The 16,271-nt window shown below is 33.3% G+C and carries 17 protein-coding genes, 1 tRNA gene and 1 pseudogene; 3 read left to right on the plus strand and 16 right to left on the minus strand.

The features are described 5' to 3' along the window. The 8 genes and pseudogenes from ABJD66_RS01565 to ABJD66_RS01600 form a co-directional block, all read right to left on the minus strand. Positions 1-196, minus strand: a pseudogene (locus ABJD66_RS01565) (PorT family protein); the annotation flags it as partial. Positions 197-281: 85 nt separating this feature from the next. Further along, a complete protein-coding gene (locus ABJD66_RS01570; RefSeq protein ID WP_303540535.1) occupies positions 282-764 on the minus strand; it encodes a biopolymer transporter ExbD in 483 nt (160 codons plus the stop codon). A gap of 17 nt (positions 765-781) precedes the next feature. Beyond that, entirely contained in the window at positions 782-1,408 is a 627-nt protein-coding gene (locus ABJD66_RS01575; protein ID WP_348127445.1) for a biopolymer transporter ExbD, read from the minus strand. Positions 1,409-1,420: 12 nt separating this feature from the next. Then, the gene (locus ABJD66_RS01580; RefSeq protein ID WP_100893930.1) at positions 1,421-1,870 is read right to left on the minus strand and encodes a hypothetical protein; all 450 of its coding nucleotides are present in this window, start codon (positions 1,868-1,870) and stop codon (positions 1,421-1,423) included. A gap of 24 nt (positions 1,871-1,894) precedes the next feature. Then, a complete protein-coding gene (locus ABJD66_RS01585; protein ID WP_100893931.1) occupies positions 1,895-2,632 on the minus strand; it encodes a MotA/TolQ/ExbB proton channel family protein in 738 nt (245 codons plus the stop codon). A gap of 81 nt (positions 2,633-2,713) precedes the next feature. Then, positions 2,714-2,801, minus strand: a tRNA-Ser gene (locus tag ABJD66_RS01590). A 67-nt stretch (positions 2,802-2,868) separates the two neighbouring features. After that, complete coding sequence (locus tag ABJD66_RS01595; protein ID WP_100893932.1) at positions 2,869-3,897, minus strand: asparaginase; 1,029 nt, start codon at positions 3,895-3,897, stop codon at positions 2,869-2,871. A 13-nt stretch (positions 3,898-3,910) separates the two neighbouring features. After that, entirely contained in the window at positions 3,911-4,678 is a 768-nt protein-coding gene (locus ABJD66_RS01600; protein WP_348127451.1) for a TatD family hydrolase, read from the minus strand. Positions 4,679-4,786: 108 nt separating this feature from the next. On the opposite strand from ABJD66_RS01600, the gene ABJD66_RS01605 reads away from it, so the two are divergent. Next, complete coding sequence (locus ABJD66_RS01605; RefSeq protein ID WP_100893934.1) at positions 4,787-5,227, plus strand: retropepsin-like aspartic protease; 441 nt, start codon at positions 4,787-4,789, stop codon at positions 5,225-5,227. Between the two features lie 90 nt (positions 5,228-5,317). Beyond that, positions 5,318-6,661 (plus strand): cytochrome c peroxidase, encoded by a 1,344-nt coding sequence (locus ABJD66_RS01610; protein ID WP_348127455.1) that lies wholly within the window; start codon positions 5,318-5,320, stop codon positions 6,659-6,661. 69 nt (positions 6,662-6,730) lie between these two features. Here the strand turns inward: ABJD66_RS01610 and odhB are convergent, their stop codons facing one another. Then, positions 6,731-7,951, minus strand: a complete 1,221-nt coding sequence (gene odhB / locus ABJD66_RS01615) for a 2-oxoglutarate dehydrogenase complex dihydrolipoyllysine-residue succinyltransferase (RefSeq protein ID WP_348127458.1) — start codon at positions 7,949-7,951, stop codon at positions 6,731-6,733. A 27-nt stretch (positions 7,952-7,978) separates the two neighbouring features. Then, entirely contained in the window at positions 7,979-10,747 is a 2,769-nt protein-coding gene (locus ABJD66_RS01620) for a 2-oxoglutarate dehydrogenase E1 component (RefSeq protein WP_348127461.1), read from the minus strand. 101 nt (positions 10,748-10,848) lie between these two features. On the opposite strand from ABJD66_RS01620, the gene ABJD66_RS01625 reads away from it, so the two are divergent. Continuing rightward, the gene (locus tag ABJD66_RS01625) at positions 10,849-11,385 is read left to right on the plus strand and encodes an alpha-ketoglutarate decarboxylase (protein WP_348127464.1); all 537 of its coding nucleotides are present in this window, start codon (positions 10,849-10,851) and stop codon (positions 11,383-11,385) included. Here the strand turns inward: ABJD66_RS01625 and ABJD66_RS01630 are convergent. The 6 genes from ABJD66_RS01630 to ABJD66_RS01655 form a co-directional block, all read right to left on the minus strand. Next, on the minus strand, positions 11,382-13,154 hold the full coding sequence (locus ABJD66_RS01630; RefSeq protein ID WP_348127467.1) for a DNA mismatch repair protein MutS: 1,773 nt from the start codon (positions 13,152-13,154) through the stop codon (positions 11,382-11,384). The two genes, ABJD66_RS01625 and ABJD66_RS01630, sit on opposite strands and share 4 nt — an antisense overlap. Positions 13,155-13,200: 46 nt before the next feature. Continuing rightward, on the minus strand, positions 13,201-13,563 hold the full coding sequence (locus tag ABJD66_RS01635; RefSeq protein ID WP_348127469.1) for an MmcQ/YjbR family DNA-binding protein: 363 nt from the start codon (positions 13,561-13,563) through the stop codon (positions 13,201-13,203). Between the two features lie 11 nt (positions 13,564-13,574). Next, entirely contained in the window at positions 13,575-13,910 is a 336-nt protein-coding gene (locus ABJD66_RS01640; RefSeq protein ID WP_348127472.1) for a Dabb family protein, read from the minus strand. A gap of 11 nt (positions 13,911-13,921) precedes the next feature. Further along, positions 13,922-14,560, minus strand: a complete 639-nt coding sequence (locus ABJD66_RS01645; protein WP_348127475.1) for a DUF4230 domain-containing protein — start codon at positions 14,558-14,560, stop codon at positions 13,922-13,924. 43 nt (positions 14,561-14,603) lie between these two features. Further along, positions 14,604-15,353, minus strand: coding sequence for a cyclase family protein (locus tag ABJD66_RS01650; RefSeq protein ID WP_100893943.1), 750 nt, complete (start codon positions 15,351-15,353; stop codon positions 14,604-14,606). Between the two features lie 21 nt (positions 15,354-15,374). Further along, on the minus strand, positions 15,375-16,271 hold an 897-nt coding region (locus ABJD66_RS01655; RefSeq protein WP_348127478.1), incomplete at its 5' end, for a coproporphyrinogen-III oxidase family protein.

Below are 16,271 nucleotides of genomic sequence, written 5' to 3' on the forward strand. Positions count from 1 at the left end.
AATCCTTAATAAAGCCAAGTTGTAAACCATATGGTAAGTTGCGTTGATCTAAATTAGCTGGCTTATCTGCAAAAGTGTTATAAGTAACACCTACATAGAACTGATCCTCTAAATAAAGACTATCTACTTCTTTATTTTGCGCATATACAGAACTACCTAGCAAAACAAAAAATAATAAAAAACTTAAACAACGCATAGCAAATAATAAAAGTTAATGTATAAAAAAACGCTTCAAATAGTTTTACCTATTTGAAGCGCATATAATAGTTTAACTATCTAAATTATTGTAAATTTTTAAAAGCATCACCTTCATAAGTGGTGTAATTTACTTTTAAAGCATTTACTTTTCTCAACTCTTCTTTAATATCCATAACAATACCCATATTGGCATTCTTATCTATTTTTAAAGCAGTTGTTATAGAACTTTGAACCTCTTGAGGCTTCTTAGCTATTTCTTCTAAAACGTAATCTCCTACTTCAGAAACATTAGCAAACTTATCGTTTAACTGTATCTTAGGCTGTTTACCAAAAGCACTTTGATATTTTTCTGTAGGTTGACCAACAAAAATATAAACTACTCTGTCTTTCTTTTCTAGCTTTTTGATTTCAGAAGCATTTGGCAACTCGTTTGCTACCATTGGCTCGCTATCTTTCATCACTGTAACCGTCATAAAGAAAAACAAAAGCATAAATACAATATCCGGAAGAGAAGCCGTAGAAACTGGAGGTAATTCTCCGTCTTTTTTCTTTTTAAATTTTGACATATTCCTTTGTATTAATATTAATTTGTTGTCGTTTCAGCTTCAGATAATATTTGCGGATAAAGACCTTGAATCTTTTTGATTCTAACCTTTAACTTTTCTTTAGTCTCATCTGGAGTTTCTTGGTTTGAGTATGCCGCTTCCATTTCTGTAAAAGACATATTGTAACCAAGTTTTTTAGCTGCTCTGTTACGTAAAGCGTTATACGCTGCAACTAGCTCATTCTGTACTGTAATGTAAACAGAATACTTAGTCTCACGATCGTTCTTTAACGATATAACCGCTTTAATTGGGTTATCAGAAGACTCTGGACTTCTTGCTCCTTCACAGTAATCACAGTAATCAGGATCTCCCTTTACCGCTCCACCGTTATCTAAAAAAGCAATTGCTGCATCTTTTAAATTTTTAAGATCCATAAGATCCTCTTCTACTAGCAACTGACCATCTTTACCAATTTGCACAGTAAAAATATTCTTTTGCTTTTTTATTACCTGTTCTTCATTAGGCGGCTCTTTAGGAGGCAACATACGATCTAAACCTGCATCTGTTTCTATAGTAGTAGTTACTAAGAAAAAGATAAGGAGTAAGAAAGCAATGTCTGCCATAGAACCGGCATTTACTTCTGGTGCTCCACCTCTTCTTGCCATAATTATTATTTTTTATTTACCAATTAGTTTTTTTACACTTGGTACAATCATTAGAACAACAGCTATCACTGCTAAAATTAAGAAAGTATAAATACCTGTTCCAATGTTTTTAACTGTACTAGTTGTAGCATTCATATCTGTTAAAAACTGAGGATCTAAATCGTCTCCGTTTGAAATAAAATACGAAATAATTACTACAAGTGCAAAACCAACTAAAGCAAATAAAGCTTTTTTAAGGTTTTCTGGAGTAGAAAACAAGTTCTTTAGTGTGTAAACCAATGCTACAACTACTGCTACACCTAATAAAAGGTAAGTAATCATAAACATCATATTCATTGCACTACTGTTTGCTGCCTCAGCTGCTACCTCAGGAATAGTAAAATCCCCTGATGGTAAAAAATACCATAGCACAGCTGATATAACGCCTATTACAATTAAGGCTATTTTTATTATTTTTTGCATAATGCTTTTGTATTAAGGTCCGACTTATTTTTTGTGATCTACCAACATATCAATCAATGAGATTGATGAATCTTCCATATCATTTACAATACTATCAATTTTAGCAATGATGTAGTTGTAAAAAATTTGAAGAATAATGGCAGTAACAAGACCAAATACAGTTGTTAATAATGCAACCTGAATATCACCTGCAATTAAAGATGCACTTAAGTTACCAACTGCTGCAATCTTTTGGAAGGCCTGGATCATACCAATTACCGTACCCATAAAACCAAGCATTGGCGCAATAGCGATAAATAAAGACAACCAAGAAACGTTTTTCTCTAACTGTCCCATTTGTACACCACCGTAAGCAACAACAGCTTTCTCAGCAGATTCTACGCTTTCACCAGCTCTATCTAAACCTTGGTAAAAAATAGATGCTACAGGTCCTTTTGTGTTTCTACATACTTCTTTAGCTGCTTCTACACCACCAGATGCTAATGCGTCTTCAACTCTTTGCTTTAATTTAGCAGTGTTTGTGCTTGCCATATTTAAATAGATAATTCTTTCAATTGCCACTGCAAGACCAAGAATTAAACATAAAAGTACAATACCCATAAAAGCAGGTCCACCAGTAATAAATTGTTCTTTTAAAACTTGAACAAAACCTTTTGGCGCTTCTTTCTCCGCTGCATCTTGTAATAATGTAGCTGCATTTACTGTATTTGTACTAAAAACAAACAACCCAGCTACAGCTAGGATAGATGATAATCTTTTCATTTTCGAAACTTAATTTAGTTAGTTAATAGGGTTAAAGATAAAAAAAAAATGTTATAATAAAATTAAACGCAAACTTATCTGCAGAGAGGAAGGGATTCGAACCCTCGATACACTTTTGATGTATACACACTTTCCAGGCGTGCGCCTTCGACCACTCGGCCACCTCTCTCTTTATAAGTTTAACGGCGTCCAAATAACAAAAAAAATATTAGTTAAAGAAATATAATATGTTATTTTTATTGCAATTCTCCACGCAAAGGAGTTTCAAAAAGTGTTTTAAATAGCTTTGGAGACACTCCTGTTCCTAATAAATACATTAACTTAGTTACAGCCGCCTCTGTTGTAATATCCTTACCATTAATAATTTGCAAGCTTTGTAATTCCTCACTAGTTTCATACTGACCCAGCAAAACACTACCTCCAGAGCACTGCGTAACATTAACAATATACAATCCTTTTTTTATTGCATTTTTTAAGTCATCTAACAGCCATTTCTCTGTTGGAGCATTTCCTGCACCATAAGTCTCTAAAACCAATCCTTTCAAATCAGGAATATTTAACACACTTTTAAGTACATTTTTATTTAAACCAGGGAATAATTTTAAAATAGCAACATTGTCATCTAAGTTTTTATGCACTTTTAATGCTTTTTGATGCTTCTTTTTCCTTAAATACTCTTTGTTCACTTTTAAATGCACTCCAGATTCTGCCAATTCTGGGTAATTTAAAGATGCAAAGGCTTCAAAATGCTCTGCATTTATTTTTGTTGTTCTATTACCTCTATACAATTTATACTCAAAATACAAGCAAACCTCCTGTATTACTGCCTTATTATTTTTTTGTAATGCAGCCACCTGTATAGATGTAATTAAATTTTCTTTAGCATCTGTACGCAAATCTCCAATTGGCAATTGAGAACCTGTTAATATTACAGGCTTACTTAAGTGCTCTAACATATAACTTAATGCAGAAGCAGTGTAACTCATAGTATCGCTACCATGCAAAATTACAAAACCATCAAAGGCCTCATAGTTCTCTTCAATAATTGTTGCAATTTTTACCCAGTGCGTAGTATTCATATTAGACGAATCTATAGGCTCATCAAAAGAAACACTATCCACAGAACAGTCTAACTGTTTTAATTCCGGTATACTTTTCATTAGATTATTAAAATTAAAAGCCTTTAGTGCTCCTGTTTTATAATCCTTAACCATACCAATTGTACCACCAGTATATACCAATAATATTTTTGTAGTATCTGCCATCTTACCTATCACTTTAAACACCAAAAACGTCTATAGAATTTTTAGTAGTTATCTCTGCTATTTCCTTTACATCCTTATTATATATGTCTGCTAATTTTTCAGCAACATTAATAAGGTATGCACTTTCATTTCTTTTTCCTCTAAATGGTGTAGGAGCCAAATAAGGGGCATCTGTTTCTAAAACAATGTGCTTAAGATTAATTTCATTTAAAAACTTATCAATTTTGCCATTTTTAAAAGTCACCACTCCACCAATACCTAATTTCATATTATAAGAAATTGCTAGTCTTGCTTGTTCTAATGTCCCTGTAAAACAGTGAAAAATACCGTGTAAATCATCGCCTTTTTCTTCTTCCAAAATTTCAAAAACTTCATCAAAAGCATCTCTACAATGAATAACTATAGGCAACTTGTACTTTTTTGCTAATTGTATTTGATGTTTAAAAGCGTATTGCTGCTCTTTTAAAAACGTTTTATCCCAAAATAAATCTATTCCTATTTCTCCAACGGCATAAAACTTACGTTGCGCCAGCATTTCTTCAATATGCAACAACTCTACATGGTAGTTTTCTTTTACATGCGTTGGATGCAAGCCCATCATTAAAAAAATATTATCAGGGTAAGCATCTTCCAGTGACAACATAGATGCTGTATATGTAGAATCTATTGCAGGAATAAAAAATCGTTCCACGCCTTTATCAATTGCATTTTGTATTGCTTCTCCCCTATCTTCATTAAAAGCTTCACTATATAAATGTGTATGTGTATCTGTAAATATCATACCGCAAAAATAGAATTATCTTGTAGATTTTATTGTTTTTAGGTTGATATAGTTTGTTTTTACTTTCTCTTTTAAAGATTGATATATATTTGCACAAAAATTAAATACATGTCTAGTTTAAAAAAATTCTTGCTTCATAAAGATTATACTAAAATTAATTTAACACTTACACCTACTAATCATTTTGAAATAAAAGCAAAAATAAATAATGTTTCAGGCAGATTTATTTTAGACACAGGAGCATCTAACACTTGCATAGGCATAGATAAAATTGAAAACTTTAAGCTAACACCTGAAGATTCTGAAATAAAAGCTGCTGGTGCTGGCGCAACAGAAATGGACACTCAGATTTCAACTAAAAACACCATAAAAATTGGGGATTGGAAATATAAAAAATTAAAAATTGTCTTGTTTGATTTGGTACACGTTAACCAAGCCCTTATTAACCACAACGCATTACCTGTAGACGGTATTATAGGAGCAGATATATTAAAAAAGACTAAAGCAATTATTGACTACAATAAAAAATGCGTTTATTTTAAGTTATAATTAACACTTACCTTATATATACGTATTGTACCGATTTTTTAATGATATTTTTTAGCAAACTTTCAATTTTGCCTATCAAATATCCTAATCATGTCAATATCAAAAATAAATACGTACTGCTTACTAGTAGTTGGTATTTTATTTACAAGTAGTTGTTCTAATGACGATGACAACTATCAAAAAGCAGAAACTAGTGTTTTAGAAGACAAAATAACCTCTCTTTACGGATCTTTAGAAGCTTTACAATTACCTGCTGAGACCAACTTAAGCAAAATACCGAGCGACCCAAAAAATCCGCTTACAGTAGAAAAAGTTGCTTTAGGTAAATTTCTTTTTCACGAAACAGGATTAGCACTAAACCCTAAAAAAGAAATTGGAGCTAATACATATTCTTGTGCTAGTTGCCACCATGCAGCGGCAGGTTTTCAAAGTGGAAACTTACAAGGCATTGGCGAAGGTGGTTTTGGTTATGGGTCTAAAGGAGAAACAAGACATATGTCTATAGACTACCTAGAAGAAGATCTAGATGTACAACCTATAAAATCTCCTAGTATTTTAAACACTGCCTACCAAAAAGTAATGTTATGGAATGGTCAGTTTGGAGGAACAGGCGAAAATGCCGGAACCGAAAGCAACTGGACAGTAGACACCCCTAAAGAAAGAAATAACCTTGGTTTTGAAGGTATTGAAATACAAGCAATAGCCGGCTTAGGTGTTCACAGACTACTTATAGACACAGATTTTTTAAACAATAATGGTTACAAAAGCTTATTTGATGTTGCTTTTCCTAATGTACCCGAAGAAAATAGATATTCTACAATAAATGCTGGTTTAGCAATTGCCGCTTACGAAAGAACAGTGCTTGCAAACCAAGCTCCTTTTCAGGAGTTTTTAAAAGGAAATGAAGTAGCCTTATCTCCTAAAGAAATAAATGGAGCTAATTTATTCTTTGGAAAAGCTGAATGTTTTAAATGCCACTCTGGCCCAGGATTAAACAAAACAGGTTTTTATGCATTAGGAATGAATGATTTAGACCCTAACAGCTCTCATATTATTATTGATGAAACAACAAAAAAAGGCAGAGGCGGATTTACCGGTAAGGAAGAGGATAATTACAAATTTAAAATTCCATCTTTATACAACTTAAAAGACGCAACAAACTTTGGTCACGGCGGAAGTTTCACTTCTATTAAAGACGTAATAGAATACAAAAACAAGGCTGTAGCAGAAAACAATAATATACCTCAAAATCAATTAGCTTCAGATTTTGTTCCACTAAACTTAACAGAAGAAGAAATTAATGATTTAACAGCTTTTGTAGAAAATGCATTATACGACACTAATTTAAGCAGATACACACCAGAAAGTTTACCGTCTGGCAATTGCTTCCCTAATGCAGACAGCGAATCTAAAACAGATATGAATTGCAACTAGCAAAGCAATTCTCATAAAAAAAGGGCTGAAGTTAAAACTTCAGCCCTTTTTTATATCTATTAATTAAGATTACATTTCTAATGCTTTCTTAACATCATTATTCATTAATAACTCTTCTGGGTTTTCTAGTGCCTCTTTAACTGCAACTAAGAAACCTACAGATTCTTTACCATCAATAATTCTATGGTCATAAGATAAAGCTACATACATAATAGGAGCAATAACCACTTCACCATTTTTAGCAATTGGTCGCTCTACTATATTGTGCATTCCCAAAATAGCACTCTGCGGAGGGTTAATAATTGGTGTAGATAACATAGAACCAAAAACACCACCATTTGTAATGGTAAATGTTCCGCCTGTCATTTCATCTACAGTAATTTCACCTTCACGAGCTCTAATAGCCAAACGCTTTACTTCTGACTCAACTCCTCTAAAAGTTAAGTTTTCTGCATTTCTAATTACAGGAACCATTAACCCTTTTGGGCCAGATACTGCAATACTAATATCTGCAAAATCGTAAGAAATCATCTCCTTACCATCTATCATTGCATTTACAGAAGGATACATTTCTAATGCACGCACAACCGCCTTAGTAAAGAAAGACATAAAACCTAAACCAACACCGTGCTTAGCTCTAAAGTCATCTTTATACTGACTACGTAACGCAAAAATAGGAGACATATCTACCTCGTTAAATGTAGTAAGCATTGCTGTTTCATTTTTAGCTGAAACCAAACGCTCTGCTACTTTACGACGTAACATTGACAACTTAGAACGAGTTTCACCACGGTTACCACCAGTAGTTGGTGTTCCCATAGATGGTACTGCTTTTACAGCATCATCTTTAGTAACTCTACCATCTTTACCTGTACCCTGTACAGCAGATGCCTCTATTCCTTTTTCACTTAATATTTTCTTCGCTGCAGGAGACGCTGTTCCTGTTGCATATGTTTTTGCTGCTTCTGCAGGCTTAGGAGCAGCAGCTTTTGGAGCAGCTTCTTCCTTTTTCTCTTCTTTAGCAGGTGCTTCTGCACCACCTTCTGGTTTTGCTGCAGATGTATCTATTAAACAAACAACGGCACCTACTGCAACAGCATCACCCTCTTCTGCTTTTAATGTAATTATTCCGCTTTCCTCTGCAGGAAGCTCCAAAGTAGCTTTATCAGAATCTACTTCTGCAATAGCTTGATCTTTCTCTACATAATCTCCGTCTTGCACTAGCCATTCCGCTATTTCTACTTCGGTTATCGATTCTCCCGGTGAAGGGACTTTCATTTCTAAAATCATCCTACTTTATTTGATGTGTTATTGTGTTTATCTTTTTGTCATATTGTCTTTGCTTTTATCAAAGACATAATCTATTACTTGTTGGTGTCTACGTTTAGAACGTACTGCACTACCAGCTGCAGGCGAAGCATAAAAACGTCTAGATGCAACCCTAAGCTTATTAGCGTTAGCAAAATGCATCATTATATGACTCCAAGCCCCCATATTTCTAGGTTCTTCCTGCGCCCATACAACATCATCTGCATTTGTATACTTAGCAATAATCTCGTTCATTTTTTCTGCCGGTAACGGGAACAGCTGCTCCACTCTTACCAAAGCAACATCATCTCTATCTTGAGCTTCCTTTTCTGCCAATAAATCATAATAAAACTTACCAGTACAAAAAACTAGAGACTTAACTTTACTAACATTTGCAGTAGTATCATCTATAACTTCTTGGAAAGTTCCGGTTGAAAGTTCCTCTACAGTAGAAACTGCTTTTGGATGCCTTAACAAACTCTTAGGTGTAAATATAATTAAAGGTTTTCTAAAATTAACCTTCATTTGTCTACGTAAAATATGAAACATTTGTGCTGGCGTAGAAACATCTGCAATAAACATATTATCTCTAGCACACAATTGCAAATACCTTTCCATACGTGCCGATGAATGCTCTGCACCTTGACCTTCATAACCGTGTGGCAATAACATTACCAAACCGTTTTGAAGTTTCCACTTATCTTCTGCTGCAGATATATATTGATCTAACATAATTTGAGCACCATTACTAAAGTCTCCAAATTGTGCTTCCCAAATTGTAAGTGTTTTTGGGCTAGCCATAGCGTAACCATAATCAAACCCAACTACACCATACTCTGATAATAGTGAATTGTATATTTGAAAATTAGCTTGCTCTTTAGATAAGTGATTTAATAAGATAATCTCTTCTTCACTTTCTTCGACTTTCATAACCGCATGACGGTGAGAAAAAGTACCTCTTTCTACATCTTGCCCAGACATACGAACACCAAAACCTTCTTGCAACAATGTACCGTAAGCCAGAAGCTCACCCATTGCCCAGTCTAACTTATCAGTCTCAAAGAACATTTTTTTGCGATCTTTTACCAACTTTTCAACCTTACGCAAGAACTTTTTATCACCAGGCAATTCTGTTATCACCTTAGCAATTTCTGTTAGTTTGTCTTTATCAAAAGTAGTATCAACAGATTTCATCATCTCCCATTCTCTGACAGAGTCAAAACCTTTCCACTCATCAGCCATAAAAGGCGTAATGATTGTTTTATCTTCTTTTCTAGAATCCTCTAACTCCTCCTCTAAAGAAGCCTTGTATTCTTTTTCTAATTCCTTAACAAAACCTTTTTCTATAACACCTTCAGATAATAAACGCTCTGCGTAAATATCTCTAGAGTTATCATGTTTAGATATTGCTTTGTATAATTTAGGCTGTGTAAAACGAGGTTCATCACCTTCATTATGCCCGTACTTTCTATATCCTAATAAATCTATAAATACATCTCTATTAAAACGCATTCTGTACTCCAATGCAAATAAAGAAGCGTGTACTACAGCCTCTGCATCATCTGCATTTACATGTAGCACAGGACTTAAAGTTACTTTAGCAACATCTGTACAATATGTAGACGACCTAGCATCTAAATAATTAGTAGTAAAACCAATTTGGTTATTTACAACAATGTGTATAGTACCATTTGTTTTATACCCGTCTAGGTTTGCCATTTGCACTACTTCATACACCAAACCTTGACCCGCAATAGCAGCATCCCCGTGCACAACAATTGGTAATACTTTTGAAAAATCTTCTGGGAAATGAGCATCTTGTTTAGCCCTTGCAATACCTTCTACTACCGCACCTACAGTCTCTAAGTGAGATGGGTTTGGCGCAATATTCATTTTTATTTTATTTCCATTACTAGCCTTACGCTCAGATGTCCATCCTAAGTGATATTTAACATCTCCATCAAAAATTTCTTGCTCGTAATCCTTACCATCAAACTCACTAAATATATCTTTAGCTGCCTTACCAAAAATATTGGTAAGCACATTAAGTCTACCACGGTGAGCCATACCCATTACAAACTGCTCTACTCCCATTTCTGCTGCACGTTCTACAACGGCATCTAAAGCAGGAATTAAAGACTCATTACCCTCTACAGAAAAACGTTTTTGACCTACATATTTTGTATGCAGAAAACTCTCAAAAGAAACGGCTTGGTTTAACTTTTTAAGAATATGCTTTTTTCTATCAGCACTAAATCTAGGGTGATTATCATTTACGTTTAACCAGTTCTGAATCCACTCTACCCTCTCTGGTTTACGGATATACATATACTCTACACCAATAGCATCACAATAAATACTTTTTAAGTGTTTTATAATCTCATCAAGAGATACAGCGCCAATACCTAGGATTTCTCCAGCCGTAAACACTGTACTTAAGTCCTCATTAGACAATCCAAAATTGTCTAACTCTAATGTTGGTGTGTATTTTCTTCTTTCGCGAACTGGGTTTGTTTTAGTGAACAAATGTCCTCTAGATCTGTACCCATCTATTAACTTAATTACTTTAAATTCTTTCTGTAAAGACTGTGGCATTGCAGCTTCTATTGCCGGTCCGTTTTCAGAAAACTCTTCTTGTGCTGTTTCTTGACCAAAGTCAAAACCTTGAAAAAAGGCACGCCAACTTGGCTCTACACTGTCAGGGCTAATTAAGTATTTATCATATAAAGTCGCAAAAAATGATGTATGCGCTGCGTTTAAAAACGAATATTTATCCATTGAAATTCTTCTCTGTCTTGTGAACAAAATTTATTCAAAAATACAACTTTTAGCTTTTATAAGCATATCTTAGTGCTTAATAATGAAAAAAAATAACAAGAATGAGAAAAAATAAGCATTTCCTTTCAAAATTATTGATTTTAAGTATCTTGACAACAACTTTTACTGCAAATAAAGCATTTAGTCAAGTTAGCACTACTGATTCTGACTTTTGGAAAAACGTACATTTTGGTGGCGGACTAGGTCTTAGTTTCGGGAACGATACTTTTAATGCCAGTATTTCTCCTAGTGCAATTTACCAGGTTAACCAGCAATTTGCAATTGGCACCGGTTTAAACTTTAATTACTCTAAGTTTGGAGACAACACACTAACAGCATACGGAGCAAGTGCATTAACGTTATTTAACGTGATACCTGCCATACAATTATCTGCAGAGTTTGAACAACTGCGTGTTAACCGTAATTTTAGTTTTGATGGGGCTAACATTTCAGACAACTACTGGAGTCCTGCACTATTTTTAGGTTTAGGATACTCTAGCCAAAATGTGACTTTTGGTTTGCGTTATGATGTTTTATATGATGACGAAAAAAGTATTTATACAGATGCTCTAATGCCTTTTATAAGAGTTTATTTCTAATCTACTATTTGCATTTTTTTAAGTAAGAACGATGCATTCATATTTTTACAAATACCGTCTTTAAACTTATAATCAAAATGCAGTTCATTATCTATAATTTCTGCATCAAAATAATGATTTTTAACCCCTGGCAACTCATCTGCAGCCTTACACAAACTAAGATCGTGAGTAGCTATAATTCCGGTAGATTGTGATGCCACCAACTTCTCTACAAATTTACGAGAACCAATAGCTTTATCTGTACTATTTGTTCCTTTTAAAATTTCATCTAAAACAATAAAATAGCGATCGTTTTGTATTTCATCAACAATAAATTTTAATCGCTTCAACTCAGAAAAAAAGTACGACTCATCATCTGTTAATGAGTCTGTTGTACGCATACTTGTAATTAATTTTATAGGAGAATATTCAGCTGCCGTACCACATATTGGCAAACCCATATTAGCCATAACAATTTGTAATGAAACGGTACGCAAAAACGTACTTTTACCAGCCATATTAGCACCAGTTACTATAAAAAACTCTGCATTATTTATATCTATATCGTTTTTAACACTTTTAGTAGGATCTAGCAATGGATGTGCTGCGTTTTTAACCAATAACACTTTACCGTTATTATTAATATTTGGGTACACATAATTTGCATTATTATAAGCAAAATTACCTAAGCTATTATACGCATCAAAAAAAGCAATAACGTTAAACCACTCTTCTACAGAAGACCCGTATGCTTTTATCCATTGTTCTATCTTATAAGATTGATGAATATCCCATAATAAAAAACCGTTACCCAAAAAGCCAAAAATCATATTATTACGTTGATCTAAAGCTCCTAAAATCCTTGAAAACTCGTGTAAAACAGCAGAAGTTTTTTTACTGTTTTTCACAATAAGCTCTCTTTTTTCTTTTAGTAAATTAGACGTAAACTCAACATTTTCTATCTCTACAATTAGTTTTTGATACTGCTGAAAAGTACTTTGAATTTTACCCATATCTGCAGCCAACTTACTTACTTTTTTAAAATAAGTACCCGTAATTAACAAGCCAATAAAAAACCAACCCGCTATTAAAAAACCAGATATAAAACCCAAAAAATACAAAACAAAAAGCGCAACACTTACTACAGTAAATACTGTTGGAACAAACTTCATAAACACAGGAACAAAAGCTGTATGTTTTTGCATCCACGCCACAATAGTTTTATAAGACACCTCAGCTTTTACAAGCGTTGCAATAGCTGCAAATTCTTGCCTCCATTTAGGCTTAGAAGCCAATTCCTTAACCGCTTCTTGCTTGGCCTCTATATCATCAATATTATTAGCCGTAAACTGTTTAGCCAACTCCTCACTACCTTGCTCCAAGGCTGTTCTATTGCTAAATTGATAAAAAGATCCTTTACCAAACAAATCTATATCTTGACTATAAAAATGAAGTGGATCTGCAAACTCTTCTCCATCCGGAAGATTATGAAACTTACGATGCAAAACATCTATCTCTATCTCGTTAATCTTAATAAGAGCTAAAAATTTATGATAACCGTATTGCAAGTCTGAATGCCTAGAAACTAAAAAAACAAAACCAATTATAGCCCCTAAAATAACAGCCATAATAGCTTTAGAATTACCCATAAAAAAGTAAATACCAAAACCTGCTAATAAAAAAACAGCCAACCTAAGCAAGCTAGAAAATAACAATTTAGATTTTACTTTTGAGGACTCCTCTTTATATGTAGTAATATTTTGAGTATAAAATTCGATAAGCTCTTTCATAACTATTGTAGTAGGGTAAAAATTTTAGAATTAGTAAAGATATTTGTTATTCTTTTAATTTTTCTAATTCTGCTTGTTGTTTTTTGGTAAGTTTAGATACTACCAAGTCATAGGAATGATCTATTAATTCTTTTAACACTACAGGAGAAATACGCTCTATTTCTATTGTATTCCAATGCTTTTTATTCATATGAAAACCAGGAATAATAACTCCGTCATACTCTTCACGCAATACCACAGCACGTTCTGGATTACACTTTAAGTTTACCTGAAGAGGTAACCTCTCTAAAGAAGTCAAGGCAAACATTTTTCCCATAACCTTAAAAACCAAAGTGCGCTCATCAAAAGGAAACTCTTCTGCAATTCCTTTTTTAGTTAAACAATACGTCCTAAAGTCCTCTATGTTCATATACCCAAAACTTATATTGTTGTAGAATCATACACAACAACCTTATCCCATAAATGAGCAGACTCCTCTATAAAAATTAAGTGAGCCTCTTCATCTTGGTATTTTTGTTGATTTTCTACCGATGTAAAAGACACTAATAAACTAAAAGTAAAACTACCATCTACAACATCTCTTGTTGCATTTGGTGCCACCCCAATAAAATTAGTGTTTGCATATTTTGAAGCATCTAAAAACTTACGTAAAGACGTTTTAAATGCTTTTTTATCATCTTCACTATTTGGATTTTTTAACCAAAAATATACGTTATGCACAAATGTTGGCTCAAAATTATTACTATCAACCTTCATAAATATTTTATTTACTTATTTATCTCTTTTTCTATATGCTTAACCTCTTGCTTGTTTTCTATTTTTAAAGCAGAATAATCTAAAGACCAACCAATAGTTTCTACTATTGTCTCTATTAAAAGAATAGCTTCTATAGCTTCTTTACGCGCAGTATCCATCAATCCGCTCACAGGTATCTTCTCTAAAATATGTTCTTTAGCCTCCTTATTAACATTAGTTAAATCTTCAGGTGAAAACGAGTTAAATAATCCGTTTTTAATATCATAAAACTGAAGCTCTGGAGAAACAGACAACACTTCTGGTTCTGGAAAATTTGTAAGCACAATTTTCTTTTTTACATCATCTGCATTTAAAAGAATCTTTTTTAAGTCGTACCCAATTTGAACCTTAGCATTAATAATTACCAATGCCTTTTTTTTACTACTCACCAAGCTCATAAAATGCTCCTTGGTATTATGGTACTGATACACCTCTGCAAAATCTCCTTCTACAGAAATCAACTTACAAACCCTTTTTATCTTTTCTAATAAAACAGTGGACTGTGTATGCGTAACTTCTTTTGTTTTTTTAGTTCTAAAAAAAGAGTACACCCAATACATAAGTATAGCACCCAAAATTAACCCTAAAAAAACCTCTATTAAACTATCCATTTTTTATTTTAAGTATTACTAAAAAGTACTTTGCAACATTGTACTACTCTTCAATTTTGTACAAAACTGGCCTACTAGGGCTTGCATCATTCTCAAAAGGAGCTACTTGCAAATTTAAAAAATATGTACCATCCTCTATAGTATTAGCAACATATATAAATTCTGTTATAGTAGCATTCTCCCTAATTTTACCGCTAAAATTCCAAAAAGCCCTGTGCGAAACCAATAGTCCATTATCTTTTTCCTTGTCTACAGAAGGCAAATCTATAAGTAAATGCTCTACTCCTTTTTCCTTTAAAAAAGCAGCTCCTTCTTCTAACATATAAGGCGGGTTTGTATTAGAGTACTGCGCGTTAATTTTATCTGACAAATTAGGAATTGTACGTATTACAACTGCCTCTCGCTTTTTTTTACCCAAAGCATATTGCAATTGCTTTTTAGAAATTACAAAATCGTCTCCCATTTTTTCTGGAGCTATAGTAATAACCTCTGCTAAAAAGAAAAATTGTTTTAATTTTTGATTTACAGACATAAATTTTTCTGTAATATGACCCGCACATTCTGTATGCGTACCGTGCGCATGCGGATTAAAACTTATATTTTTAAAGTTTACAGATGAACCCTCGCTTACCAAACCAACAAAATCACCATCTGTATGTGGCTCTATAACTGGCGCACCAACATACCAAGCGTTTACATTAGACTCATTACCTTTTAAGGGCATACTAATATCTAACGCATCATTTAAATTTATTGAATATTTTTTTGTTCTTACCGTAATAACTGCCTTCATAAATCTCTTTCTGTATTAATTTTATAAGTTAACAATAAATAAATCTGCTGCTATACCATCACTTAAAAATTTACCTTTTGCTGTTACTAAAAGCGTATTGTTTTTAAGTTGCAACAAACCTTTTTCAATTTTTTTATTTGCTTCTTTTTCTAAATAAACCACATATTTTAACCCAAAATCTTCCTCTACCTTTTGCAGAGAAACTCCCCAAATCGTTCGCAAACCGGTCATAACATACTCATTATACCTATCTACAACAGACAATTCTTCTACTTCTTTAGGCAAATCATTTAAAGCAATGGCTTTAATATATTTAGGATTATTACTCACATTCCAACTTCTACTTTCCCCATTAAAAGAATGTGCAGACGGGCCAACACCTAAATATTTTTTACCCAACCAATATGCAGTATTATTTTTAGAAAAATAGTCTGGTTTTCCAAAGTTAGAAAACTCATAATTTACAAAACCCTCTTTAGCCAATTCTTTTACCAATATTTTATGGTGCTCTTGGGCAACACTATCTTTAACTGGTGCTATTTCTCCCTTTTTTATAAATTTCTCCAAGGCTGTTTTAGGCTCTACCGTTAGCGCATAACTAGAGATATGTGGCAAACCAAAAGACAGAGCTTTATCTATATTTTGCTTCCACTTATTATTACTCATCCCAGGAATACCGTAAATTAAATCTATAGTAATATTAGAAAAATGCCTTGTCGCTTCAATTATACAATCTTCTGCTTCGTTAGCATTATGCGCCCTATTCATCAGTTTTAAATCATCTTCAAAAAAAGACTGCACTCCAATACTAAGTCTATTTACCTTAGAAGCTGCTAATTGTTCAATTTTTAAGGTTGATAAATCATCCGGATTAGCCTCTAAAGTTATCTCTGGATTACCAATAACATTGTAATTAGC

Origin of the sequence: Cellulophaga sp. (assembly GCF_039943695.1) — a bacterium.
Lineage (GTDB): Bacteria > Bacteroidota > Bacteroidia > Flavobacteriales > Flavobacteriaceae > Cellulophaga.

Bases quoted from the DNA above. Each gene is read 5' to 3' on its own strand.
- ABJD66_RS01610 (WP_348127455.1), top strand. From the start codon at position 5,318: ATGTCAATATCAAAAATAAATACGTACTGCTTACTAGTAGTTGGTATT.
- ABJD66_RS01585 (WP_100893931.1), bottom strand. From the start codon at position 2,632: ATGAAAAGATTATCATCTATCCTAGCTGTAGCTGGGTTGTTTGTTTTT.
- ABJD66_RS01625 (WP_348127464.1), top strand. From the start codon at position 10,849: ATGAGAAAAAATAAGCATTTCCTTTCAAAATTATTGATTTTAAGTATC.
- ABJD66_RS01595 (WP_100893932.1), bottom strand. From the start codon at position 3,897: ATGGCAGATACTACAAAAATATTATTGGTATATACTGGTGGTACAATT.
- ABJD66_RS01605 (WP_100893934.1), top strand. From the start codon at position 4,787: ATGTCTAGTTTAAAAAAATTCTTGCTTCATAAAGATTATACTAAAATT.
- ABJD66_RS01640 (WP_348127472.1), bottom strand. From the start codon at position 13,910: ATGAAGGTTGATAGTAATAATTTTGAGCCAACATTTGTGCATAACGTA.
- ABJD66_RS01570 (WP_303540535.1), bottom strand. From the start codon at position 764: ATGTCAAAATTTAAAAAGAAAAAAGACGGAGAATTACCTCCAGTTTCT.
- ABJD66_RS01580 (WP_100893930.1), bottom strand. From the start codon at position 1,870: ATGCAAAAAATAATAAAAATAGCCTTAATTGTAATAGGCGTTATATCA.
- ABJD66_RS01635 (WP_348127469.1), bottom strand. From the start codon at position 13,563: ATGAACATAGAGGACTTTAGGACGTATTGTTTAACTAAAAAAGGAATT.
- ABJD66_RS01645 (WP_348127475.1), bottom strand. From the start codon at position 14,560: ATGGATAGTTTAATAGAGGTTTTTTTAGGGTTAATTTTGGGTGCTATA.
- ABJD66_RS01650 (WP_100893943.1), bottom strand. From the start codon at position 15,353: ATGAAGGCAGTTATTACGGTAAGAACAAAAAAATATTCAATAAATTTA.
- ABJD66_RS01575 (WP_348127445.1), bottom strand. From the start codon at position 1,408: ATGGCAAGAAGAGGTGGAGCACCAGAAGTAAATGCCGGTTCTATGGCA.
- ABJD66_RS01630 (WP_348127467.1), bottom strand. From the start codon at position 13,154: ATGAAAGAGCTTATCGAATTTTATACTCAAAATATTACTACATATAAA.
- ABJD66_RS01620 (WP_348127461.1), bottom strand. From the start codon at position 10,747: ATGGATAAATATTCGTTTTTAAACGCAGCGCATACATCATTTTTTGCG.
- odhB (WP_348127458.1), bottom strand. From the start codon at position 7,951: ATGATTTTAGAAATGAAAGTCCCTTCACCGGGAGAATCGATAACCGAA.
- ABJD66_RS01600 (WP_348127451.1), bottom strand. From the start codon at position 4,678: ATGATATTTACAGATACACATACACATTTATATAGTGAAGCTTTTAAT.